Annotated in this window: 15 protein-coding genes; 6 read left to right on the top strand and 9 right to left on the bottom strand. The window is 68.2% G+C overall.

The genetic code is table 11. From position 1 onward, the window contains the following. Position 1 precedes the first annotated feature (1 nt). From ABNQ38_RS06460 to ABNQ38_RS06445, 4 genes are read left to right on the top strand one after another with little or no spacing between them, the layout of a single operon-like run. Complete coding sequence (locus ABNQ38_RS06460) at positions 2-2152, top strand: TolC family protein (RefSeq protein ID WP_377806317.1); 2151 nt, start codon at positions 2-4, stop codon at positions 2150-2152. After that, positions 2149-2997, top strand: coding sequence for an efflux RND transporter periplasmic adaptor subunit (locus ABNQ38_RS06455; protein ID WP_377806316.1), 849 nt, complete (start codon positions 2149-2151; stop codon positions 2995-2997). The genes ABNQ38_RS06460 and ABNQ38_RS06455 overlap by 4 nt, the downstream gene beginning before the upstream one ends. Continuing rightward, complete coding sequence (locus ABNQ38_RS06450) at positions 2994-4487, top strand: efflux RND transporter periplasmic adaptor subunit (protein ID WP_377806315.1); 1494 nt, start codon at positions 2994-2996, stop codon at positions 4485-4487. The genes ABNQ38_RS06455 and ABNQ38_RS06450 overlap by 4 nt, the downstream gene beginning before the upstream one ends. A gap of 56 nt (positions 4488-4543) precedes the next feature. Further along, positions 4544-6799, top strand: coding sequence for a biotin/lipoyl-binding protein (locus ABNQ38_RS06445; RefSeq protein ID WP_377806314.1), 2256 nt, complete (start codon positions 4544-4546; stop codon positions 6797-6799). 73 nt (positions 6800-6872) lie between these two features. Here the strand turns inward: ABNQ38_RS06445 and ABNQ38_RS06440 are convergent, their stop codons facing one another. The 8 genes from ABNQ38_RS06440 to ABNQ38_RS06405 form a co-directional block, all read right to left on the bottom strand. After that, the gene (locus tag ABNQ38_RS06440; protein WP_377806313.1) at positions 6873-7526 is read right to left on the bottom strand and encodes a class I SAM-dependent methyltransferase; all 654 of its coding nucleotides are present in this window, start codon (positions 7524-7526) and stop codon (positions 6873-6875) included. A 178-nt stretch (positions 7527-7704) separates the two neighbouring features. Continuing rightward, complete coding sequence (locus ABNQ38_RS06435) at positions 7705-10815, bottom strand: M10 family metallopeptidase C-terminal domain-containing protein (protein ID WP_377806312.1); 3111 nt, start codon at positions 10813-10815, stop codon at positions 7705-7707. A 126-nt stretch (positions 10816-10941) separates the two neighbouring features. Next, positions 10942-11688, bottom strand: a complete 747-nt coding sequence (locus ABNQ38_RS06430; protein WP_377806311.1) for a hypothetical protein — start codon at positions 11686-11688, stop codon at positions 10942-10944. 62 nt (positions 11689-11750) lie between these two features. Further along, the gene (locus tag ABNQ38_RS06425) at positions 11751-14837 is read right to left on the bottom strand and encodes a glycosyltransferase (protein ID WP_377806310.1); all 3087 of its coding nucleotides are present in this window, start codon (positions 14835-14837) and stop codon (positions 11751-11753) included. Between the two features lie 64 nt (positions 14838-14901). Then, positions 14902-16140 (bottom strand): tetratricopeptide repeat protein, encoded by a 1239-nt coding sequence (locus ABNQ38_RS06420; RefSeq protein WP_377806309.1) that lies wholly within the window; start codon positions 16138-16140, stop codon positions 14902-14904. Between the two features lie 115 nt (positions 16141-16255). After that, on the bottom strand, positions 16256-17584 hold the full coding sequence (locus ABNQ38_RS06415) for a hypothetical protein (RefSeq protein WP_377806308.1): 1329 nt from the start codon (positions 17582-17584) through the stop codon (positions 16256-16258). A 140-nt stretch (positions 17585-17724) separates the two neighbouring features. Next, complete coding sequence (locus ABNQ38_RS06410; protein WP_377806307.1) at positions 17725-19326, bottom strand: glycosyltransferase; 1602 nt, start codon at positions 19324-19326, stop codon at positions 17725-17727. An 80-nt stretch (positions 19327-19406) separates the two neighbouring features. After that, positions 19407-19958: a hypothetical protein gene (locus ABNQ38_RS06405; protein WP_377806306.1), complete on the bottom strand. Its 552-nt coding sequence runs from the start codon at positions 19956-19958 to the stop codon at positions 19407-19409. A gap of 216 nt (positions 19959-20174) precedes the next feature. Between ABNQ38_RS06405 and ABNQ38_RS06400 the strand changes: the two genes are divergently transcribed. Further along, a complete protein-coding gene (locus ABNQ38_RS06400) occupies positions 20175-20759 on the top strand; it encodes an SIS domain-containing protein (RefSeq protein ID WP_377806305.1) in 585 nt (194 codons plus the stop codon). 21 nt (positions 20760-20780) lie between these two features. Continuing rightward, complete coding sequence (locus ABNQ38_RS06395) at positions 20781-22490, top strand: tetratricopeptide repeat protein (protein ID WP_377806304.1); 1710 nt, start codon at positions 20781-20783, stop codon at positions 22488-22490. Here the strand turns inward: ABNQ38_RS06395 and ABNQ38_RS06390 are convergent. Next, positions 22472-23404: a hypothetical protein gene (locus ABNQ38_RS06390; protein ID WP_377806303.1), complete on the bottom strand. Its 933-nt coding sequence runs from the start codon at positions 23402-23404 to the stop codon at positions 22472-22474. The genes ABNQ38_RS06395 and ABNQ38_RS06390 overlap by 19 nt on opposite strands. Positions 23405-23448: the final 44 nt, after the last annotated feature.

Genomic DNA, 23448 nt, shown 5'->3' with positions numbered 1-23448 from the left:
CATGAAGACTTCGACCGCTCACCTCCGCCGCCGCTTGCTTTCTTCGGTGGTTCCCGTCGCCGTTCTGACGGCATCCCTGCTGGCCGCGGGCTGCGCGGTCAAACCCGAACCGCTGACGGCCGAGGAAAATCTGGCGCGCGTCCGCAAGGATCTGGGTGTCGTGCTGACCCCGCAGGAGCCGCTGACCAAGGCGGTCTCGATGGACGAGGCGATGGCGCGGGCCATCAAGTACAACCTCGACGAACGGGTGAAGCTGATGGAGGTGGCGGTCGCCACCGACCAGCTGGACCTGTCGCGCTATGACATGCTGCCGCGCGTGGTGGCGGCGGCCGGCTATGTCGGGCGCAACAACGACGCCGGGTCGGAGAGCCTGAACCTCGCCACCGGCCGGCGGACGGGCGAGAGCACCACCGCCACCGACAGGCACCGCCGCACCGGCGACCTCGCCTTCACCTGGAACGTGCTGGACTTCGGCGTCAGCTATCTGCGGGCGCGGCAGAACGCCAATCTGGTGCTGATCGCCGACGAGCGCCGCCGCCGCGTCGTCCAGGGCATCATGCAGGACGTGCGCACCGCCTATTGGCGCGCCGTCGCCGCCGAGCGGCTGCTGAAGCGGCTGGCGCCGCTGGAGAAGCGGGTCGAGGGTGCCCGCCGCGACGCCCGCACGCTGGAGGCGCTGCGTGTCCAGGCGCCGTTGCAGGCGCTGAACTACACCCGCACCCTGGTCGAGACGCTGCGCCAGCTGCAGTCGCTGCGCCGCGAGCTGGTGGCGTCGAAGTCGCAGCTGGGCGCGCTGATGGGCCTGCCGCCGGGCGAGCCGTTCGAGATCGAGATGCCGGCGGCCAGCGTCATGCAGTCGCCGCCCAAGCTGGATGTCGGCGCCGAGGCGCTGGAGACCTACGCCCTGCTGAACCGGCCGGAGCTGCTGGAGGAAAGCTACAACCAGCGCATCTCCGCCGACGAGACCTGGCGGTCGCTGCTGAAGCTGCTGCCGGGCATCGACGTCAACGCCGCCCTGCGCTACGACAGCAACAGCTTCCTGCTGAACCAGCGCTGGGCCGATTACGGCGCGCGGATCAGCTGGAACCTGATCAATCTGGTCTCCGCCCCCGCCACCAAGTCCTATGCCGAGGCGCAGGAGGAGTTGGTCGCCTTCCGCCGCCAGGCGCTGAGCATGGCGGTGCTGAGCCAGGTGCATGTGGCGGTGCTGCAGTACCGCGAGCTGAAGCAGGAATTCGCCCTGACCGCCGAGCAGGCCGACCTCGACACCCGCATCCGCTCGCAATACACCAACGTCGGCGAGGCCGGGCAGGTCGGCGAGCTTGGCGTGATCCAGTCGGAGGTGACGGCGCTGCTGTCCGATCTGCGCCGCGATCTGGTGCTGGCCGACCTGCACAACGCCTATTCCCGCGTGATGGTGTCGGCCGGCGTCGACCCGCTGCCCGAGACGATGGCCGCCGACGATCTGCCGACCCTGACCCAGGCGGTGAGCAAGGGTCTGTCCTCCTGGCAGGAGCGCGCCAGCGGCATGCAGCGCGTCAAGGACCTGATGGCCGCGCCCAGGACCGCCGCCCAGGATGCCCCGAAGGATAGCAAGACCGAAGCGGTGAAGCCGGAAGCCCCCAAGCCGGAAACGCCGAAGCCGGTTCCAGTCGCGGCCGCCCCGTCTGCCGTCTCCGCCAGCCCCTTCGTGCCCGCCTCCTCCGCCTCGCCGGTCCCCGCATCCTCCCCCGCTCCTGCCCCGGCGCCGGTTCCCGCTCCGGTTCAGGCCGCGGCTCCTGCTCCTGCCCCGGCGGCACAAACCGCCGTCCCGGCCGCCGCCCCGGTTGCGACGGCCTCCTTCTCTCCCGTTATCCAGGCCGAACTCGGGGCTTACGCAAGCCACAGGCTTGCCGGGCAGGAATGGGGTATCATCGCCAAACGTCTGGGAACGGAGGGCAACGGGGTTGGCGCCCTGTACATCGCCAGCCGGCGCAGCCAGGACGGCAAGACCATCGTCCAGCTGCGTGCAGGCGGCTTCGCCGACCGCGCCGCGGCCGAGCGGTTCTGCCATCGTGTGAAGGATAGTCAGCGGGAATGCACTGTTCGTACCCTTTCGGCGCAAGAGCAGCAGTCCGACAGCGGGCCCGCCGATCGGCTCGCGTCGCTGTGATCCGCCCCGGTGACTGGCCCGGTGCCCGGCCCGGCATTGCCGCCGGCGCCGCTCTCCTGATCGCGCTGCTGGGTGGGGGCCTCGCCTCCACCCCGGCGGCGGCCCAGGATGCTTCGCAGGGGCAGGTCCGCGCCCTGATCGAGGCCCGGCGGCACGCCGTCCTCTCCTCCGAGATCCCCGGCCGCATCGCCCGCATGAGCGTCGATGCCGGCCAGAGCTTCAAGGCCGGCGAGCTGCTGGTCGGCTTCGACTGCTCCAGCTATCAGGCGGAGCTGGACGGCGCCCGCGCCCAGCTGAACGCGGCCGAGGTGACGGCGCGGGTCAACCGGCGCCTCAACAGCCTGCGCTCCATCGGCGAGGCGGAGGTGCAGCTGGCCGAGGCCAAGGCCCAGGTCGCCCGCGCCGACGTCCGCAAGGCCGAGGTACAGGCCCGGCGCTGCGACATCAAGGCGCCCTTCGACGGCCGGGTGGTCGAACGCCGCATCCAGGAGCATGAGTCGGTCGCCGCCGGCGCGCCGCTGCTGGAGATCCTGTCCGACCGCGACCTGAAGGTGGAGCTGATCGTCCCCTCCTCCTGGCTGGTGTGGCTGAGGCCGGGGCAGCGCTTCGACCTGCGCGTCGACGAGACCGGCGCCACCCTGCCCGGCGAGGTCGTGCTGCCCGGTGCCAAGGTCGATCCGGCCAGCCAGTCGGTGAAGGTCACCGCCAAGCTGATCGGCGAGGGCGTTCCGTCCGGCATGATCGCCGGCATGAGCGGCACCGCCATCTTCCCCGAACCGGCGGTGTCTTCGCTGCCGGCTGGAAATCAGGGAAGCCCCTCCAAGCCCGGAACCGCGAAGCCATGAGTGCCGCCATGGCCCAGACACCGGTCCAGCCCGCGGCCCAGACCCCGCCCCAGCAGGCCGTCCCGCCGCAAGGGGTGCCGCAGGGAAGCGCCCAGCCCGTCAACAGCCTGCTGATGCTGCTGGAATTGCAGCGGCAGGCCTGGCGGCAGGCGACGGCGCCGGAGTTGCGCTATCACATCGTCAACCAGACCCGCCGGCTGATCGCCTATCGCCAGGCGGCCTTCCTGGCGGTGGGCGAGCGCGGGCGGGCGACGCTGGAGGCGGTGTCCAACATCGCGGTGCTGGAGCCGAACGCCCCCTTCGCCCAATGGCTGGAGGAGGCGGTGCGCGCCGTCGCCACCGGGGACGACGCCAACAGCGTCCATGTCGTCGATCCCGCCACCCTGCCCGCCTCCGTGCGCAGCGCCTGGGGGGAATGGGGACCGGCGCAGGTGCTGTGGTGCCCGCTGCGCAAGCCGGAAACCCCGCAAGAGGCGCTCCGGGGCGCCCCCACGGGAGCAGTGCCCGGTGCCGCGGCGGAAAGCCGGACCAAGGCCGCGCCGCCGCTGGCCGGCCTGTGGCTCGGCCGTGACGAGCCCTGGACCGACGGCGAAATCCTGCTGCTGAGCCATCTGGCCGAAGGCTACGGCCATGCCTGGTGGGCGCTGTCGGGCAAGCGGGCGAAGCGGCATGGGCTGCGCCGGGCCCTGCTGCCGCTGCTGGTGCTGCTGGCCGTCGCCGGCGCGCTCGCCATCCCGGTGCCGATGTCGACCCTGGCCCCGGCCGAGATCCAGACCAGCAACCCGGTGATCGTCGCCGCCCCGCTGGACGGCGTGATCGAGCGCTTCCATGTGCAGCCGAACCAGCCGGTGGCGGCCGGCCAGCCCCTGTTCAGCTTCGAGTCCACCGTCCTGCGCAGCCGCTTCGAGGTGGCGCGCAAGGGGCTGACCCAGGCGGAGGCCGAACTGCTGACCGCCTCGCAGGCCGCCTTCGCCGACCCGCAGACCAAGGCGCGCATCGCCCAGCTCCGCGCCCAGGTGGAGCTGCGCCGCGCCGAGATGGCGCTCGCCCGCGACCTGCTGGAGCGGGTGACGGTGAAGGCCGAGCGTGCCGGCATCGCCGTCTTCACCGACGTCAACGACTGGCTGGGCAAGCCGGTTTCGGTGGGCGAACGCGTGCTGACCCTGGCCGACCCGCAGGCGCCGGAAATCGACATCATGGTGCCGGTCGGCGACGCCCTGGTGCTGGAGCCGGGCTCCCCGGTGGAGCTGTTCCTGAACGTCGATCCGCTCCACCCCCTGCAGGCGCGGCTGACCCATGCCAGCTACGAAGCCGGCCTGTCGGCCGCCGGCGTGCTGTCCTACCGGGTCAAGGCGGCGCTGGACGCGGGCGAGGCCCCGCCCCGCATCGGCCTGCGCGGCACCGCCAAGATCCTGGGCGACCGCGTGCCGCTGGCGCTTTACCTGTTCCGCCGCCCGCTGGCCCTGCTGCGCCAGTCGCTGGGCATCTGAGGCGCCGCCCCAAGGCAGCCCCGAAGGCAAATCCGACGGCAACCACGAGGACTCCCGTGTCCATCGCCCTCACTCCGACCGGCACTCCCGCCGCTTCCCCCGCCGGCCCCCGCACTGTCGACACCGCCCCGGCCGATCCGCTGGCGTCCGTGCGGCTGCCGGGGCTGCGTGACGATCTGGCCCTGCTGCCGGCGCCGGCGGGACAGGACGGGGCACCGGGCTGGACCATCCACGACCCGGTGCGCAACCGCTATTTCCGCATCGGGCCGGAAGGCTTCGCACTGATCGCCCACTGGCACCATGCCAACCCGCGTGCCATCGCCGCGGCGGTGGCGGAGCAGAGCCTGTTCGAGCCGACGGTCGAGGACGTCATCGGCTTCTACCGGTTCCTGGCGGCCAACAACCTGACCGTCGCCACCGACACCGCCTTTCTGGCCCGCCAGGCGGCGGCACGACACACCGGCTGGTTCTGGTGGCTGATCCACAATTACCTGTTCTTCCGCATCCCGCTGGTGCGGCCGGACCGTTTCCTGTCGGCGACGGTGGGGCTGGTGGCGCCGCTCTACAGCCGGGCCTGGATGGTCGCGGTGCTGCTGACCGCGCTCCTGGCCGGGCTGCTGGTGGCGCGGCAGTCGGATGCCTTCCTGCACACCTTCCAGCATTTCTTCTCGCCCGAAGGGCTGGCACTCTACGGCGTCACCCTGCTGGGCACCAAGATCTGCCACGAGCTTGGCCATGCCTACACCGCCAAGCGCTTCGGCTGCCGGGTGCCGACCATGGGGGCGGCCTTCCTGGTGATGTGGCCGGTGCTCTACACCGACACCACCGACGCCTGGCGGCTGGTGTCGCGCCGGCAGCGGCTGGCGGTGGGGGCCGCCGGCATGGCCACCGAGCTGACGATCGCCGTCTTCGCCACGCTGGCCTGGAGCTTCCTCCCCGACGGGCCGCTGCGCAGCGCCGCCTATTTCCTGGCGACGGTCAGCTGGGTCACCACGCTGGCGATCAACCTCAGCCCCTTCATGCGCTTCGACGGCTATTACCTGCTGTCCGACGCGCTGGACGTGCCCAACCTGCAGGAGCGCGCCTTCGCCATGGCGCGCTGGAAGCTGCGGGAATGGCTGTTCGGCCTCGGCATGGCTCCGCCGGAGGAGATGCCGGTGGGGCGGCGGCGCATCCTGCTGGCCTATTCCTACGTCACCTGGGTCTACCGGCTGGTGCTGTTCCTCGGCATCGCGCTCTTGGTCTACCACGTCGCCATCAAGGTTCTGGGGATCCTGTTGTTCGCCATCGAGATCGGCTGGTTCGTCGCACGCCCCTTCCTGACCGAGGCCAAGGCCTGGTGGTCTCTGCGCGACCGTTTCCATGTGAACCTGCGCACCGGGCTGACGCTGGCCGGGCTGGCGGCGGCGGTCGGGCTGACCCTGCTGCCGGTGACCGCCACCGTGTCGGTGCCGGTGGTCTGGCGGGCGTCGGGGTTCGCCACCGTCTACGCCCCCTTCCCCGCCCGGCTGGAGGAGACGCTGGTCGCCCGCGGCCAGAACGTGGTGGAGGGCGAACCGCTGTTCCGCCTGACCGCCCCCGACCTGGAGGGCAAGCTGCGGCAGGCCGAACTGCGCATCGACTGGATGCAGGAGCAGATCGCCCGCATGACCGCCAGCCGCGAGCAGCTCGACCGCGTGCGGGCGATGGAGGAGGATCTGGCCGCCGCCCTGGCCGAGCGGCAGGGCATTCTCGACAGCCGCGACCGACTGGTGGTGCGCTCCCCCCTGTCGGGCACCGTGCGCGACATGGAGGAGGCGCTGATCCCCGGCCGCTGGATCGGTCCGAAGCTGCCGCTGGCGATGGTGGTGGCGCCGGGCAGCGGCGAGCTGGTCGGCTATGTCGGCGAAGGCGATTTCGACCGGCTGAGCCCGGGGGCCGGAGCGCAGTTCCACCCCGACGATCCGCTGGCCCCCCGGCGCGCGGCGACGGTGCGCGCGGTCGACCCGGTCGCCGTCTCGGTTCTGGACGTGCCGGCACTCGCCTCAGTCAATGGCGGCCCTGTGGCGGTCGAGGGGCAGGCGGGACCCCAGCCGGGCCAGCAGCCCCATGGCGGTTCCGCCCGCAGCGCGCTCGCCCCGGTGGAGGCGGTCTACCGCATCACCCTGGATGTCGAGCCGGTGAACATCGGGGCAAAGGCTGCCGGCAGTTCGCAGGCGGGGCCGGAGCGCGTCACCCGCGGCATCGTCCGCGTGACGGGCGAGGCCCGCAGCTTTGCAGAGCGCTTCTGGCGCATGGCCGCGTCGGTGCTGATCCGCGAGACAGGATTCTGAAGGTTCAGAGCTTCAGGTCCGCACTCACATTAACGATGGCGGACCTGAATTCCTCACCAACGATGCAGGGGGATCAGGGCTTCACCATCAGCCACTTCCTGTGATGGATCACGGGCTTCCGGTCGACCAGCTCGCCGAATTCGGTGACGGCCCGGATCACGCCCGGTGCATCCTCGTGGTAATCGTCGCCAATCATGACACCACCAACCCGAAGCAGCGGCCAATATGCTTCAATATCCGCCTTGGCCTCTTGGTAGCTGTGGCCGCCGTCGATGTAGATAACGTCAGCCTTGACCCCAAGGTTTTTGAGGAAAACAGCCGCTCCACCAGAACTTATGGGAAATGGGGTAATGATATCACTTACATTCTTCAAAACAACATTAGCCAAGAACTGATAATAGATGCTGGGATATCCATTTTTAAGGTTCAGCGAGTGGAAACCCCAGTACCCATTCGGCGTTTTATCAGCCCACATCTCACTTGAGCCCAGCCAGGTATCGACACAGACGATTTCAGCGTTGTCGATCTCATATTCTTTGCAGAGGCCTGCCATATGAACAGCACTTGCACCTTTCCAGGTGCCGACCTCGATGATGAGCTTGGGCTTAATCTGTGAAATAACATACCTGAAGATCGGATGATTCTCGGTCCGATCATTAAAGCCATAGGCGTTTGCGTCGAATCCCTCATAGGGGGATTGTTCAAAAATTTGGTTCCTGACCTTCATAGAACATCCTTGGCTGAATTTTCCTGAACATATGCCTCAGTGACTTGGATGGCAATCAGCCGTCCTTTCAAGCATCCAAGCCCCAAAACACACATTAGGGCGGAAGCGGCAGGAATGTCCCTGGTGCCGCTGGCAGGAAATGCCCTTGGAATCACGGCACACGATCACTGGACCGCGTTTACCCGATCGCCGCCGCCAGCAACCCGTCATTCGCCATGGCGAAGCCGGCCGGTTGCGGACGGACATAGCCGATCGGGTTGGGGCGCTGCTCGTTGCGGCCGTACTGAATGAAGTGGACCAGCGCCTGCTGCTGGTCAGTGCCGAAGGCGCGCTGGAGGTCGGGGTTGGCCATCAGGTAGGCAAGTGCGTTGAAGCTGGTCGGGCGCCCAGCGGCCTGTCCGGTCGACTGGTAATGAGCCGTGGCGGCCGCGGTGTCGGTACCGAAGGTTGCTGCCAGATCCGGGTTGGCGGCCAGATAGCTTAGTGGGTCGAAGCCGGCGGCGTCGCGCCGCGGCGTGTTGCCGTAGAGCACAACATAGAGTTTCACCTGCTGCTCGCTGCCCGAGAAGACGCTCAGCAGGTCTGGATTGGCCAGCAGATAGTCGTGGGCGTTGAAGCTGGTGCTGCGGTTCTCCAGCCGGCCATAGCGGATGTAATGCTCCTCCGCCCGGGCAGGATCGTTGCCGATGGAGGCGGCGACGTCGCGATTGGCCGCCAGATAGGAGAGCGCGTCGAAGCTGGTGCTGCGCCCCTCCCGCCGGCCGCTGGACAGGTAATGGCCGGCCGCCAGGGCGGTGTCGGTGCCGAAGGCGGTGGCGAGATCGGGGTTGGCGGCCAGATAGGCCAGGCTGTCGAAGGTGATGCCGCGCCCCTCCCGCCGGCCGGCGGTCACATAGTGGTGGGCTGCCGCCACCGGGTCCAGCCCGAAGGCCACCGCCAGATCGGGGTTCGACACCAGATAGCCGAAGGCGTCGAAGCGGGTGCTGCGCCCTTCCCGCTGACCGCTGGACAGGTAATGCCGGGTGGCGGCCGTGGTGTCGGTGCCAAAGACGGCGGCGAGGTCGGGGTTGGCGGCCAGATAGGAGAGAGCGTCGAAGCTGCCGGCCGACCGCCCTTCCCGCCGGCCCAACGCCAGATAATGACGGCTCGCCGCCGCGGTGTCGGTGCCGAAGGCCGCGGCCAGATCCGGGTTGGCGGCAAGGTAGGAGAGCGGATCGAAGGACCGGATCGCCCGCCCCTCCACCCGACCGGCGCGCAGATAATGCTCGCGCGCCGCCGCGGCGTCGGTGCCGAAGACGGCGGCAAGGTCGGGGTTGGAGGCGAGATAGGCCAGCGGGTCGAAGCCGGCCATCGTCTCGGCCAGCGTGGTCACCCGCAAGGCCACGGTCTGGCCGCTGACAGCCCCCTGGCTGTCGGTGACGGTGTAGGCGAAGGACCCCGGCGAGGCCGGGGTGCCGGACGATGCCTGATAGGTCAGGCCGGCCAGATCGGCCACCCCCAGCCTCATCCCGGCCGTGACGGCGGTGCCGTTGGCGAGCCGGAGCGTGCCCGCGGACGGCAGGCGGACCAGCGTCACCGTCATGCTGTCGCCTTCGTCCGGGTCGCTCGGCCGGTCGATGCCGAGCGCGATGGCCGGCCCGGCCTCCAGGGCGGTCAGGGTCTTGTCGCCCTGGACGGCCGGCGGCCGGTTGGCCGGTCGCGAGGCGATGGTGAAGCCGATCCAGCGGCTCCACGCCACGCCATTGTAGGCGCGCACCGACAGCTCGTCGATGCCGGGCAGGGTGGAGGCGGTGAAGGTGACGCCGGCGAAGGCCGCCGCGGTCAGCGGGACAACCGTGCCGGTCGCCTGGGGCGTCCCGCCGACCATGATGGAGCCGGCGCCGTTGGTGGTGTCGACCAGCTCATACTGGGTGACGAGGCCGCCGGCCGGATCGGTCGCCGTGATCAGGCCGGCGATGGCGATGGAGGAGCCGATGGAAACCCGGCCGGCCCTGGCGGCGACCGCCGGAGGCAGCAGGCTGATGCGGGTGTCGGCGAACAGGGCGAATTCGACATCGGTCAGCGTGTCGGTGCCCTCGCCGCCGCCGGAAATGATGGCGCCGTCGGACGTGACGGTGACGGTGTAGGAGGCGCGGCTGCCGTTGTAAACCGCGGTGTCGATGCCGCCGCCGCCCTGCACCGTGTCGTCGCCGACCCCGCCGGTCAGCGTGTCATCGCCGGCACCACCGGTCAGCAGGTTGTTGGTGCTGTTGCCGATCAGGATGTCGTTGCCGGCACCGCCGATGGCGTTCTCGATGGTGACCCCGGCGGCGATCGACACGTTGCCGACCGCCAGACCGCCCGATCCGTTGGGGCCGATGGAGCTGAAGGCGCCGGGGGTCAGGTCGATGGTGACGGCCGAGGCCTGCCCGCCGGCGTCGATGCTGTCGGTGCCGCCGGCATCCCAGATGGCTTGGCTGACCGCGACGGTGTTGCTGGCGAAGGCATAGCGGTCATCGCCGATGCGGGTGTTGGCGTTGGCGCCGTACAGGTACTGCGCCGCCGCGATGTCGTACAGCGCCGGCCCCGTCGCCAGCCCGTTCAGGCCCAGGCTGGGGTGCCGGTTGTAGGACATGATGGTGTAGCGGTAATTGTCCTCGGCCGAGGACAGATAGGGTGGCTCGCCCCCGCCGCCGGTGGCGTTGTAGTTGCCGGGATGCTTCAGCCCTATAGCATGCCCGATCTCGTGTAGGATGGTCAGGTAGCCGTAGGTTCCCGGCGTCGGACTGGTGTTGGTGCTGGTGTTGTTCGCGAGATAGATGTCGCCGCCGGTGTCGTAGAGCGAACCGGTCGGATAATAGGCGTAAGCGGCACTGGAGCTTTGCCGGTTGGTGCCGATGCGGATCGCCCCACCCTGCCCGCTGTTGGCACTGTCGGAGGTCTCGACGAAGAAGACGTTGGCAACGGCGCTCCAGGCGGCAAGCGCCTGACGCACCGCATCGCGCTGCACGGCGGACAGCGGTGCGAAGCCGGTCCCATCCGAGGTGGAGGCGTAGGACGGCGCCTGCTCCATGAAGCTGTAGGTGACGCTTGTGCCGGTGCCGACGGCACCGCTGCCCCAGCGCGGCGTTCCCGTTGCCAACAGGGCCGAGACGGTGGCGGAGGCGGTCCCCTGCGGCAGCAGCCCCTGCGGGTCAAGACTTGCAGCGATGGGCGCGGTGCTCAAGCTGGCGCTATTGCACAGCAGGCAGGAACAAGCGGGCACGGTGCCAACCAGGGTGTCGGGCAGGTCGGAGATGGTGGTCGTCATGGCCGGCAGCGGATCCGTGCCGCGGGTCTGCGGCTCCGCCAGTCTACAACCCTTCAGTCCCCAACTGAAAGGGGAGGAGAACCCGGACTTTTTCTCACCGCTAGGCTTTGAAGGCTATCGGGCCGATCACTCCTTGAACCTGAGATGGATTGTGGAAACCGGGAAATGCCGTCTGTGGACATAAATGGCCTGATCCGGCCTCAAGATGCCTCTCCACTCGCCGTAGATGTGGATATCCTCAGTTTCTATGCCGTAACGGCTGACTAGGACGGAATAGATGCTCTGGTCGTGGCGATGATTCTTATGGTCACCGAAGACCGCACTTTTGATGCAGGCGTAGAGGAACCCCTCGTCCACATAGTGCTGGAACCGACCCTTGGCTTTATAGCCCTGGACTCCCGCCCATATCTGGTTGGCATTCATTTCTTTTTCGGACGCTCCCATAATCCTGAAGCAGAGATCGTGCGTCCAATCCTTATTCTTATGGAAATCACTGACGATGAAAATATCGTTTTTCTCGATCTTTTCATAAATATCCTTGATGTCTCGCAACAGCATCGCCCCGGTATCGAGATACAGGATGTTGCTTCCATACGTGGCCGCATCCTTGATAACGAAGGGCTTCCAGGCGAATTGCTTGGGAGTGAGAAACTCGGGGAATATGTCGGACACCCAGGCCGGAAATTCCACAACCTGTACCTTGTGGCACTTGTTCAGGAAATCGACCTGCTCCCTTGCAAGGCCAAGATTATAGACGAGCATCCTGTCGATTGAAGAATCGCTCGTCTTCTGAGCGGTGCTGATCAGAAGAAGGCAGGATTCGTAATAGGCGGAGTTGCAGCACATAACTAAGACATTCGACATCTTCACCACCGCCCCAATCCAAGAATTCTTCCAGCAAAAGCCCAGCCGACGCTATCAGAAGCTTTCCAGCATCAGCAACCCGGCGAGCCACCTTTCCCTCTGCTCAACTCCTCGAACACCGCCTCAATGCGGTCGACGGACCGGGCGACGGTAAAGTCGCGGGCACGGTCGCGGCCGGACAAGGCTATGCGCAGCCAAGCGGCGCGGTCTGCAACCAGACTGCGGAGGCGGTCGGCGAGTGCTTGGTGGTCTTCCGCGGGGAACAGCAGGCCGTCGACGCCGTCGCGCAGCACCTCGCCGCTGCCGCCGGTGCCACTGCCGATCACGGTCAAGCCAGCGGCCATCGCTTCCACCTGCGTGATGCCGAAAGGCTCCTGAAAGACGCTGGGGAAGACCAAAACGTTGCAGCGGGCGAACAGGTTGGACAGGCCGCGGCGGTCGAGGAAGCCGGTGAAGCGCACCTTGCCGACCATGCCCTGGCGCTCGACGAAGTCGCGGCACCGGGCGGCCAGATCGGCGTCCGGCGCCTCTCCGGCGAAGGTGCAGTCGAAGTCGACGCCCTCGCGGTGCAGGATCGCAAGCGCGTTGACCAGCGTCTGCGGGCCTTTGTAGTTGACGAACAGGCTGGCGAAAGCGATGCGCAACCGGTCGGTGGACGGCATCACCGCGCGGTGGAAGTAGTCGACGCGGGCGCCAGGGTGGATCACCGTGGCGGGCAGGCCGTAGCCGCCAGCGGCCAGCCGTTCCGCCACCCAGCCGCTGGCCGGTCCAGCGCGATAGAGGGGGGAGCGGGGTGCCGCCTCCGGCGGGTAGCCGGGATGCTGGTTGCCCAGGCAATGCAGCACCGGCACGCCCATCTGCCGGGTCAGCGGGTCGAGGAAGTCGGTCCCCAGCAGGTCGAGGTTGCCAACCAGACAGGCGTCGGCGCGGAAGTCGCGGGCGGTCTCCAGCACGTGGCGGATGTTGGCGCGGATCAGCGCGGCGCAATGGGCCGGATCGTCGTGGGTGAAGGCGCGGCCGTCCTTCCAGGACCCGTAGAGGGTCAGCGACCGGTCGACATGCGCCTCAATGTCTTCGGTTCCGGCCACGCCCGGTCGGGCAAGCTCCGGCACGTCGGCCGTCAGCACCTTCACCGCATGGCCCCGGCGGATCAACTCGGCCGAGAACTCCCACAACTTGCGACCGTAGCCACCGAACTCTTGCGGCGGAAATAGATTGGTGACCACCAGAATGCGGCGAGGGCGACCGGTTGAGGGGGCCGTCGCCTGCCGGAACAGCAACCGGTAGCGCTCTAGCCCCGGATGGCCGGCGGTGCCGGCGGCGAGCGCGTCGGCATCCAAATCCGAACCAGGGTCTGCGGTGTCGGTAAGCTTGGCGGCACGGCGAGCCTCGCCGAGATAGATGGATGCCTCGAGCGGGCGTCCGCTTGCCGCATACAGGCGGGCCAGCCCGGCGAGCGCATCCGGCTGTTGACGGTTCAGCCCGACGGCGGCCAGCAGGAACCGTTCCGCCAGGGCAATCTCACCGAAGCGGACGGCCAGATGGGCGACGCTGACCATCTGCTCCGCAGTCCGCAGCATCGGTTCCAGCACCGCAAGACGGGCATGCCGCAGTGCCGGCGTCAGCCCTGCCGCCAGTTTCGGATCGGACAGCGAGCGCACGGCATAGCGCAGGGCGTCGGCGCACTGGAACAGGATGCCGCCGGCTTCGGCAGGGCCGGGGTCATTGGGGCCGGGGCCGGCAGGCACAAAGCCCCAACCGGCCAGATGGGCGGATGCGGCGGCATGGTCTCGTGCCGAAGCTGTGGGGCAGAGGACGAAGGCGCCGGACAACTGGGCCATCCGGCGGTCGATCTCGGCCGTATCGGAACTGGCTCCTGGCCAGGACAGCAGCGTCACCGCCTCCGCCTGCGGCCGGTCGGGAGATGACGGCAGTGGCAGGGCGACCGGCTCGGCCGCGTCGTCCGGCGCACAGAAAGCCACCCGCGACAGGTCGCGGGCCATGAGGCGCAGGTCGGCGGCAAAGCCGTCGTCTCCGGTCGCATGGACGGTCAGCCGAGATGCGGTCAGCTGCAGCCGCTGCAACGCCTCATAGGCGGCGAGGCGGCGGCGGAATCCGGTGCCCTGCGCGGGGAGCGCCGACAGCCCGCGCCGCTCCCTGCGGACCTCCAGCGCCGGGTCGACGCAGTCGTCGAACACCGCGGCGAAGAATTGGGCGCGCTTGACCTGCGGGCTGTGGAATTCCAGCAGATGCGCTTGGCCCTCCCGGCGGATCGCCATTGCCTCGGCCGGGTGGTCGAGGTAATGGCGCGCCAGTTCCACCAGCTCGTCCGGCGAGCGGTATGTCACGAGATGGCGGCCAGGGGTGAAGCAGCGCTCCAGCCCGGCATCGGTCGACAGCGCATCGGTCAGCAGGAAGCCGCCGGCCCCCAGAGCCTCGAAGACGCGCAGATTGAGATCGCCGTTCAGCGAGACGTTCAGCGTGACCTGCGAGGCGGCGTAAAGGTCGGCCGCCGTTTCCGGCGGTGCCCGCATCCCGGTCAGCGGCAGCCCAGCCGCCACCAGCCGGTCCAGCACATGGCGCCGCCAGGGGTGGAAGGGGCCGACCTGGCCGACAAAGGTGAGAGGACGCTCGGGCGCCACGGGGATATCGCGCCGGCGCAGCGCATAGTCCACTGCAGGGATCCAATAGACGCGGTCGAACCCCGCCTCCAGAAAGGCATGGGCATGCTGGCGGGTGTGGTCGAGCACCACCGCATCGAAGCTCTCCATCGCGCCATAGGCCAGCAGCGTGCGCAGGGGGCTGGCGAAATGGTGGGTGTCGCCGACCAGCAGCACCTTGGTGCCCGGCAGCCGGTCGAGCCCGCGCGGGAGGTTGCGCCGGGTGGCGTCAACCTTGACGACGATCAGCTCCGGCCGCTGGTGCGCCGGCAGGCGGGTGACGACGGAGGCCAGATCGAATTCGCCGGCTGGGGTGTTGAGCGAGGCGAAGCCGTCGCCGGTTTCTACCGTCGGACAATCGGGGCCGCAGAACACCTCCCGCTCCGAGAACAGCGGCCGGCGGTAATGGTCGGGCGTGGCCAGGCAGCAGAACAGCGTGCGGGGAGCGTCGGCTGCCAGCTGCGTGGGGAAGGACGGGACTTGCGGGTGCGGCGGCATGCGGAAGGCTCGGACAGGAATTGGGCGCAGCGGACCCAATGCCCGCCGCGCCGTGAAGCGGAAATCAGGACACTGGAGGCTCGACCCAGCCGGGGACGGCGCCCGCGCTGACCAGTGGACGACGGAAACTGCCGGCGGCGATCTCCGCACGGATTTGGTCCGGTGTCATCGACACCACCCGCTCGTACTCGGCGGTGTTGTGGGCGTACCAGGGATTGTCCGTAACCGAATTGGTCGACCGCGCATGGCTGAGATGGAGGAGCGGTCCCAGCGTGCGTTCCACCCGCTCACCCAGCATTTCCAAGCGACGGTAAAGCTCGAAATCCTCCCAGCCCCAGGACACAAACTTCTCGTTGAAGCCACCGAGTCTGTCGAACACCCAGCGGCCGAAGAAGACTGACCCGCTGTAGGAGTTTTTGTAGAGCATCTCGTTGCGTGGATCGAACAGGTCGATTTGGTTCACCGCCAGCGTCCGCTCCACCCCGGGAACGAAGTCGGGAGCGACGTCGAAGAACAGCCCGTTGAATGGACAGGCGAGCGCTACGCCGTCATGCACCGCCTGTTGCGCCAGCACATACTGGGTCGGTTCCACCAGCACGTCGGTGTCCTGCCCGACAATGATCGGCGTGGTCGCGGCGGCCGCCATAATGTTCAGCTGCTTGCCCCGGTGGGTGTAGGGACTGTCGTTGCTGGTCAGGTGGATATAGCCGTAGTCGGCAGAGGAGAGCCCCAGCTCGGCCATGATGCCGGGCACGTCCTGGCGCTCGGGATTGTCCTCACAAATTAGAATGTTGGTGTCGAGATAACGCCGCAGGTAGGTAACCAGGATGCGCAGATTGCGCCTGCGGTCGGGGGATTCGATCCGACAGGGCACCATGAAGGTGACGTCGCGCAGATCCAACCTGTCGCCTCGGCGCAGCGGCTCGCGCAGGGCTTGATGACGGGAGGCGAGCGACACCGCGCGGTCGAGCTGCGCCGCCAGCCCCTCGTCCTTCGGCGCCAACGACAACGCGGTTTCATAGCAATCGACCGCAGCGCCCCAGCGGCCGGTCCACTGCATCATCTCGCCCAGCCGGATATGGGTCTGCGGACGGTCAGGCCATTTGGCCAGCACCTTGCGGTAGGTGGCCGCTGCCGCCGCCAGCTTGCCCTGCATCTGCTGGGCATAGCCCAGGTTCGACATCGCCTCCGGCTGATCGGGCACCGCCGCCAGAATGCTCTCGTAGACGGCCTCGGCCTCGGCCAGCCGTCCGGCATGATGGTGCTCGACGGCGATGCGAAAGGCTTCTTCAAGGGTCGGCATGAAAGCTCCGTTGGGGCAATCCGTCTGGGCGCAGAAAGGACGGCCGCTTACTTACCGCACCAGCAAGCGCGATGCACGGCAGAAGACGCACGGGCCCACCGCTGCCGGCCGCTCCTCACAAACCATATGCCTGGAGGATTTCGTCCCGCTTCGCGCTGTAGGGGCTGTTGCCGTGCTTCCCGGCGAGCGCGCCGGTCAGGACGAGCGGAAACGTGTCGCCGGCACGCGGCGGCAGGACGCTGTCCGGCCAAGCGGCGTGCGCCATTTCGCTTCCCAGCAGCTGAGCGGCGCGTTCAACGCAGACGAACAGGGCGACCTGATCGATCATCCAGATGTAGCAGCGAGTGAAGTTGGTCCGCAGGAAGTCCGCCATCATCAGCAGCGTCAGATAGCCGCTGCGGCTGTGGCGGAAATAGACGAAGGAAACGTTATAGCGGCTGCACAGCGGCTCGCCGCGATAGTCGGTGTGGGCGACGTCGGCAGCTCCGGCAAGCCTGACGATGTCCTCCGGCTTCTCGCGGAACAGCACGTCGGCATCGCAGACGATCACGTCGGCCTTGTGCAGCAGCATCGCCTCCGCCGCGATGAGGAAGCGGGAGGACGCGTAATAGGGCTTGTCGATGGCCTCGCCGCGCATCGCCCAGTTCTCGTGCGAGAAGGTGACCGGCATGGCGCCGACGATGCCCCGCAGCCGCTCGATCAGCCGGGCGACCTCCGCATCGCCGTTGATGATGTGGTAGTGGACGGCGACCGCGGACCCGAGCGCGTGGAGGTTCAGGATCTGCGCCGCGGCATAGCGCTTGAAATAGGCACCGTCCACTGACACCAGCACCACATGCCGGCCGGTCTGCTCGAAGGGCGGCGCGGCGTCCGCCTTCACCAGAGCCTGGGCCGCCTGGCGGAAGGACAGGGACGACAGGTCGACGACGCAGAGCTCGTCGCCGGCATATTTCCCCTGCCGGAACAGCGCCTCGCCGAGCCAGAGATGGAAGATGGCGTTCTTGCAGCCGGCGGCGGCGCGGCCATGGGCCTCCGCCAGATCGGGGCGGCCGGCCTCGTTGAACAGGAAGGATAGGTTGGCATGGATTTGTGGCCGCAGGGGGGACGGCGCCGCCCGTTCCAGCGCCCGGCCAAGGATGGCGATGCCCTGCCGCGGGATCGCCGGGTCGCGGTCGAGGACCCCCATGCCGGCATAGGCCAAGCGGTTCGCCAGGGCGAGATACAGGGCCTCGTCGTCCGGCCGGCAGCCGATCAGCGCGTCGGCAAGACGTTCCCTTTCCGCCCAGTCGTCGATCCGGGAAATCAGCAGCGCCATGACGTCGTAGAGAAGCTGGCGGTCGCCGGCACCCTCGATGGCGCGAAGCTCGCGGTCGAGGCCGGCATGGTTGATCGCGCTAGCGGCGGCGATGCCGCCGACCACCTGCCGGAACCTCTGCTGATCCATGCCAACCCGCCCAGGTGAGTATCTGTCTCGAAGGGGGGCTCTTTGTCTGTCTCCTTCGGACGATGCAAGCACGCTGCGACGCATGCCCGATCACGGCACATCCAGATCACGAGACCATCAGCATCATGGGACCATCAAGATCACAGGGCCTCCAGATCGCGCAGCAGACCGAGCAGCCGGCGGGCGGCGGAGCGCCAGCCGAAATGCTCCAGCAGATGGTCGCGGGCGGTGCGGCGGGTGCCGTCGGGATCGTCGATGACCGCGCGCAGCAGCCGGGCGGCCTCCCCTTCGTCGGGGGTCCACCACTCCCGACCGCGATAACCGTCCAGGGCGGGGGTGACGTGGCTGGGAATCAGATGGGCCACCCGGCTGTTCAGATAGGCGCGGTAGGCGCTGTGGTCGGGAGCCAGCAGGGTCAGCCCCATGGCGCCAGCCTGCGCCATCGGCAGGTCCCAGCCCTCGCCGTGCGACATGCTCCAGTAATGGGTGGCAGCGGCATGGAGCGACATCATGTCGGTGTCCGACAGCTTGCCCTCAATCAGGAAGAGAGGGGCCGCCTCGCCCAGCGTCCGGCCGGTTTCCGCCGTCAGCCGGACCAAGAGGTCGCGGATGCTGCCGGACGCCCCGCCCCCCTTGCCGGCCTTCAACAGCAGGGCGGCGTCGTCCTCCGCCCGCGTCGTGCGCAGCCACACCCGCAACAGCCCCTCCAGGTTCTTGCGGCTGTTGAGGTCGGAGACGTTGAGGATGCGCACCCGATAATCGGCCAGCCGCCGCCCCGTTCCGTCGAGGATGGCGGCGGGCTTCACCCGGCCGGGTTCCAGCGGCTCCACCCCCTCCGGGCAGATGTGGACGCGGTCAGCGGGGTGGCCGGCCTGCAGCCATGCCCGGCGCGAGGAGTCGGTGGCGACGACGACATGGTCGTGACGCCGGCTGTGCGCTGCCCACAAGGGCGGAATGTCGAGCGCCTCGAACACGGTGTAATTGATCGTCTTCAGGCCCGGGACCGCCTCGACCAGCAGCGGCGTGGTGAAGCTCAACACCGCCTTGGCCCGCACCGGCCGATCGAGCGTAGACAGGACCGGATCGATCTGGTCGTCCGGCAGATTGTCGACATCGTCATGGTTGAGGTCGACCAGCCGGACCCGCATGCCGGCATCGACCAGATGGCGGACGAACCGGCGGACCTTGTGGGCATAGCCGCTATTGTCGCGGAAGGGGCCGCGCACGACCAGCCCCGGCGGCAGCGACGGGTCGGCGGCATCGCGGGCGAGTTCGCGGGCGGTGGCGACGCGCTCCAGCGACCGGCGCAGCCGGGATGCGAACTCGCCGCCGGCGTCCAGCACGGCGGCACGGCGCAGAAGCCGCCCGGCATCAAGCAGCTGGCCACGGGCGAGCGCCTCGCTTCCCAGGCGGATCAGCGTGACGCCGCAGTCGGGGTCCAGTTCCAGCTTGCGGCGGAAATGTGCGGTCGCCTCGTCCAGCCGCCCCAGATCCTGCAAGGCGCGCCCCTGGTTGAAGAGGGCGGGTGCAAGCATGGGCGCCAGCCGAAGCGACCGCGCCATCAGCGCCGCTCCCTGCAGTTCACGGCCGGCGCGGCGCATCTGCAGCCCCAGCAGGTGCAGGGCCTGCGGCTGGGCCGGCTCAACCGTCAGGACGTCGCGGTAGAGCACCGCCGCGCGCTCCGTCTGGCCGCCGTTGTGAAGGGCAACGGCCTCGGTCAGGATGTCGTGGATGGAAGGCATGGTCCGTCTGGAAAAGCCGGCAAAAAGCGAAGGAACGCGGGATCCGCCACCATCAATCAAAGGCCATCAATCAAGAGCCATCAATCGAGGGAGGCGAGGGGCGGCTCCGGCGTTCTCCCGGGATCGCGCGCCGGGCTGCGCATTGGGTTCTTGGGATCGAACAGGCCGAGGCGCTGCAGGGTCTGGGCGAAGCCTTCGGTCAGCATGGTGATGCGGTCGCTGATCTCGGCGATCTCGCGGGCCGAGATAACGGGGGCGTTGGTGGAGATGCGGCCGTGGGCGCGGTAGTTCAGACGGATGGCGACGTCGTCGGTCTCGCCCTGAATCCAGGAGCCGTGCAGGATCTTGTTGCGCTCCCGCCCAAGCTCCAGTGCCTCGTCGCAGCGGGCGATCAGGGCCTTGGCCTCGTCGGCGGGCAGGCGCAGGCCGGCGATGGCCTTCAGCGCGTCGAAGCGCGCCTTGACCTGCATGTTGGAGGCAATCGGCAGGAATTCGGTATGATCGGTGCCGAGAAGGCGCGAGATGCACAGCGAAACCATGTCTTCCAACTGTGCCCAGGACACGGCGATCATGCCGATCGCGCAGTACATCTTCACGCTGAGGGGGCCCAGCCGGACCGTCCGCGTCGTCATAGGCCACCCTTGGCATCCTCGCCCCGCCGCCGGGGCATGGGATCGAAAATAGGCGTTCTGCGCGGTGCGGCAAAGCGGTCATTGCACGTCCCGCAGTTGACAGGGCTGGGTGATCCGTAGGATGCACTTCGCGCCGTCCGGTGGGCTCCGCCCACCGGCACTTCCCCCTCTTTGCCGGCCGCCCCTCTCCGCCACAAGCAACAAGGTGTCACGTCCATGGACTCCCAGGCCTCCGCCCCGTCGCTGCACGGCTGCCTCACCGCCGCCATCGATGTCCTGCAGCGCACCATGGACAACCTGGATCCGGCACGGGTCGAGGCGGCGGTGGATGCGGTCGCCACGGCGCTGGGCGCCAACCGGGCGCTGCTGGTCTGCGGCAACGGCGGTTCGGCGTCGGATGCCCAGCACATCACCGGCGAACTGGTCGGCCGCTTCCTGAAAGAGCGCCGCGGACTGAAGGCGATCTGCCTCAGCTCCAACGCGGCCGTGCTGACCGCCTGGAGCAACGACTATTCCTACGACAGCGTCTTCGCCCGCCAGACCGAGGCCTATGGCGAGCCCGGCGGTGTCCTGCTGGGCATCTCGACCAGTGGCAATTCGCGCAACGTGATCGCCGCCTTCGAGGTGGCCAAGCGGCTGGGCATGACCACCATCGCCATGACCGGCGAGGGCGGCGGCAAGATGTCCGGCTTGAGCGACATCCTGCTCGACGTGCCGTCGCGCTCCACCCCGCTGATCCAGCAGGTCCACATCTGTCTCTACCACTACCTGTGCGAGCAGGTCGAAGCCCGGCTCGCCTGAGCACGTCCCCTGAGCACGCCAATGACCGCCCCCATACCGGAAGCGTCGAAGCGCCAGGCATTGGAGGCGTTCAGTGCCGGACGCCTTGAGGAGGCGGCGGCGCTCTATCGCCACATGCTGGCGCAGGACGGCACGGCCGCCGACCTGTGGAACAATTTGGGTGTCATCCTGGCAGACCTGCGGCGGCCGGAGGACTCGGCGGCCGCCCTGAAAATCGCTGTGGCCCTGCGTCCAGGCTACGACAAGCCCCTGGTCGGGCTGGGCAGCAGCGCCTATGGCGCCAACCGGCTGGATGAGGCGGTACGATTCTGGGGTCGGGCCATCGCCCTCCACCCGCGGCAGGATGCCGGCATCTGGTTCAACCTGGGCGTCACCCACCAGATGCGCGGCGAGGCCGAGGCGGCCGCCCGCTGCTTTGATCAAGCCGAACGGCTGTCTCCCGCCGATCCGCTGATCGCCAGCCAGCGACTGCTGTGCCTGAACTACCTGGACCTGTCCGGCGAGCGCCTGCTGGCTGAACACCGGCGCTTCGACGAACGGTTCGGCCGACCGGCTGACCGGCTGCCGCCGGCCCCGCACGCCAACCGCCCCGATCCGGAAAAGCGGCTGCGCATCGGCTACCTGTCGGTCGAATTCCGCGAGCATCTGGGCGCCTATTTCCTGTCGCCCCTGTTCGAGGCGGCCGACCGCAGCCGCTTCGAGATCGTCTGCTATTCGATCCTGCCAGACACCCACGCCGACGCCTATACCGCCCGCTTCAAGGCGCAGGCTGACGGCTGGCGCACCGTGGGCCATCTGAACGACGAGGGGTTGGCGGCGCAGATCCGCGCCGACGGCATCGACATTCTGGTCGACCTCGCCGGCCATTCCGGACTGAACCGGCTGCCAATGCTGGCCCGGCGCCCGGCACCGGTGCAGGTGACGTGGCTGGGCTATCCCAACGGCACCGGCATGGCGTCGGTCGACTATCGCATCGTCGATTCGGTCAGCGACCCGGTCGGGCCGACCGACGCCCATGCGGTGGAAACGCTGGTCCGGCTGCCGCCTCCCTTCCTATGCTTCCGCCCGCCGGCCTCCGCCCCGCCGGTGGTGCCGCTGCCGGCGGGCGCCACCGGGGTCGTCACCTTCGGGTCCTTCAACAAGCTGTCGAAGATCACCGACAGCACCGTGGCGCTGTGGGCCGAGGTGCTGCGGCGGGTGCCGGACTCCCGCCTGCTGCTGAAGGACCGGCCGTTGTCCGATGCCGGTACCGCCGCCCTGATGCGAGCGCGCTTCGCCGCCACCGGCATCGACCCGGCGCGGCTCGACCTCATCGGCTTCATCAAGGACGCAGCCGGGCACCTCGCCGCTTACAACCGCATCGACATCGCGCTCGACCCGCACCCCTACAACGGCACCATCACCACCTGCGACACGCTGTGGATGGGAGTGCCGCTGGTGACGCTGGCGGGACCCCGCCACGCTGCCCGCGTCGGCGCCAGCCTGATGGCCGCCATCGGCCTGCCCGAACTGGTCGCCACCACCCCCTCCCGCTACGCCGCCATCGCGGCGGAACTGGCCGGCGACCTGACCCGGCTGATGCGGCTGCGCATGGGCATGCGCGAGCGGCTGCGGGCATCGGCGCTGTGCGACGAGGGGCGCTTCATGCGCAATCTGGAAACCGCCTACCGGCTGATGTGGCAGCGCTGGTGCGATCGGCGCCGGTCGGACAGTCAGTCCACAGGTGGCTGATCCACAGACGGCTGATTTGCAGGCGGTTGACCCGCGGCCGGCCAGGCGAAGCGGCCCATCCGGTCCTTCGCCGGCCCTTGGAAATGCAGGAAGGTGAAGGGAACCGGTGCGCCGCCGTCGGTGCGGGCGCAGACCGGAATGCCGTCCGCCCCGAAACGGACGCTCTTTAGCCCATTGCACATGCCGAAGCAGCCGTCCGCATTGCGGATGTTGTGGTCGAAACCCTGGGCGATCAAACTTCCCTGCTCAAGGAAGCGGGGATCGGCGGCGGCGATCTCCATCAGCAGATGCATGTCGCTGACATGCGGCCGGCCGCCGATGCGGAAACGGTCGCCCAGGGCGTGCAGCCTCGGCTTGTCGGCGAAGATCTCCACGAAGCGGTCGCAAAGGAAGCCCAGCGCCTCCGGCCCCTCGAAGCAGTTGGCCCAACTCCAGTTCCCGGCGATCCGCTCGGCGAAGGCGGCGGCGAACCGCTCCGCCGGGCGATAGAGCATGACGTCGCTGTCGAACACGCAGAAGCGGCCCAGCCCATGGCGGACGGCGAACTCATGCGCAAAGAACCAGCGCCCGTAGCACATCGCCTCGTACCCCTCGCCATTCACCGAGAGATGCTCGTACACCGCGTCGAAGCGGGGATACGAGCTGGTGTAGAGGCGGATGCCGGCCTGATGGACCGCGAAGGGCAGGTCGCGGATCTCGTCGGTCAGCAAGATCACCGGGCTGTCGGGCGCGGCAAGCGCCGCCTGCCTCAGCGCGATGTCGACAACGGCCTTGTAGCCGATATGGACGAACAGGATGGGAATGCCGGCTTGTCGAACAGGAAGTTGGGCATGGAGGGGCGGCTTCGTCTCACGGTAAGGGGCGGCATGGTAGCCGTCCGCGGCGGCGGGAGGAACCGGCCTGTCGCACCCCACCCTGCCCCCTGCCCTGCCTGCCCCTTGCTTGACAAGCCCGCCCT

Origin of the sequence: Azospirillum sp. A29 (genome assembly GCF_042604625.1) — a bacterium.
Taxonomy (GTDB): domain Bacteria; phylum Pseudomonadota; class Alphaproteobacteria; order Azospirillales; family Azospirillaceae; genus Azospirillum; species Azospirillum palustre.
This window is presented reverse-complemented; position numbering and strand designations above follow the sequence as displayed.

Excerpts from the sequence above, each read along its gene's own strand:
- ABNQ38_RS06460 (WP_377806317.1), top strand. The coding sequence starts at position 2 with ATGAAGACTTCGACCGCTCACCTCCGCCGCCGCTTGCTTTCTTCGGTG.
- ABNQ38_RS06450 (WP_377806315.1), top strand. The coding sequence starts at position 2,994 with ATGAGTGCCGCCATGGCCCAGACACCGGTCCAGCCCGCGGCCCAGACC.
- ABNQ38_RS06440 (WP_377806313.1), bottom strand. The coding sequence starts at position 7,526 with ATGAAGGTCAGGAACCAAATTTTTGAACAATCCCCCTATGAGGGATTC.
- ABNQ38_RS06435 (WP_377806312.1), bottom strand. The coding sequence starts at position 10,815 with ATGACGACCACCATCTCCGACCTGCCCGACACCCTGGTTGGCACCGTG.
- ABNQ38_RS06425 (WP_377806310.1), bottom strand. The coding sequence starts at position 14,837 with ATGCCGCCGCACCCGCAAGTCCCGTCCTTCCCCACGCAGCTGGCAGCC.
- ABNQ38_RS06420 (WP_377806309.1), bottom strand. The coding sequence starts at position 16,140 with ATGCCGACCCTTGAAGAAGCCTTTCGCATCGCCGTCGAGCACCATCAT.
- ABNQ38_RS06415 (WP_377806308.1), bottom strand. The coding sequence starts at position 17,584 with ATGGATCAGCAGAGGTTCCGGCAGGTGGTCGGCGGCATCGCCGCCGCT.
- ABNQ38_RS06410 (WP_377806307.1), bottom strand. The coding sequence starts at position 19,326 with ATGCCTTCCATCCACGACATCCTGACCGAGGCCGTTGCCCTTCACAAC.
- ABNQ38_RS06405 (WP_377806306.1), bottom strand. The coding sequence starts at position 19,958 with ATGACGACGCGGACGGTCCGGCTGGGCCCCCTCAGCGTGAAGATGTAC.
- ABNQ38_RS06400 (WP_377806305.1), top strand. The coding sequence starts at position 20,175 with ATGGACTCCCAGGCCTCCGCCCCGTCGCTGCACGGCTGCCTCACCGCC.
- ABNQ38_RS06395 (WP_377806304.1), top strand. The coding sequence starts at position 20,781 with ATGACCGCCCCCATACCGGAAGCGTCGAAGCGCCAGGCATTGGAGGCG.